Below are 756 nucleotides of genomic sequence, written 5' to 3'. Positions count from 1 at the left end.
GGGTGCGTGGCCTTGAGCGCGTGGGTGACCACCTGCAGCTGGGCGACGCGCCGCGTGGCGTCCGCGAGCCAGTTTTCTCTCTGATGGGCGTCAATGATTCTTGCCCGCTTCGGATCATCCGACGCCAACCTGTCCAGTTTCGTTTGCTGACGCTCGCTCAGGAACTCTTCGATGGTCTTACGCAGCGCCGCCGTGCTCCCTGTAGGCATTAGATCACTCTCCTTGGCTACTGGCGCCTAGAACTAGAAATGCCAAAATGGCAAACTAGACCCCGGCTCAGGGTAGTGAGCCGGGGTGAATTGGCCGCATGTCACACATGCGGCGTTACGGTATTGAGATCGAGTGGATGCCAGTCACCCCATATACCTCCTTACTCTCCGCTGTCCGGGGAGAATTCCGGTACTCACGCATAGCCACGTGATATCCATACCCGATGGTGTTGCCGCACCATCGGGTACTACCTTAGCTGGCCGAACTCGTAGTTTCAATCCCTAACATTTTCCCTATATATGAACACTACACCCTATCGACATGCTATTTTGTTTTCCTGCCGTAAAGGCAGCTCAGCAACTAACCTCTTCGCTATACAGCTCGCTGCCGAGCAGGCAGAGCAGGGGCCGGGCACCACCACCGGCCCCTGCACCCACTATCGCCGACGCGTAAATCCAAGGGCATCGGCGTAACACCAGCCCTGATCATTCTGCGGCACGGTCACCACGCCGAACTGACGCGCACACGCCTCCAGCGGCTGATCCA

Annotated in this window: 2 protein-coding genes; both read right to left on the bottom strand. The window is 57.9% G+C overall.

The window, feature by feature from the left end; translation table 11 throughout:
* Positions 1–209: type I-F CRISPR-associated protein Csy1 (locus tag G7A99_RS22610; RefSeq protein WP_240466383.1), on the bottom strand; the 209-nt coding region annotated here is incomplete at its 3' end.
* A gap of 437 nt (positions 210–646) precedes the next feature.
* Positions 647–745, bottom strand: coding sequence for a hypothetical protein (locus tag G7A99_RS26030; protein WP_371807661.1), 99 nt, complete (start codon positions 743–745; stop codon positions 647–649).
* Between the last annotated feature and the right edge of the window lie 11 nt (positions 746–756).

This window comes from Arhodomonas sp. KWT, from assembly GCF_010993615.1.
The sequence above is the reverse complement of the archived record's forward strand: the minus strand, read 5'-3'. Positions and strand labels throughout refer to the sequence as shown.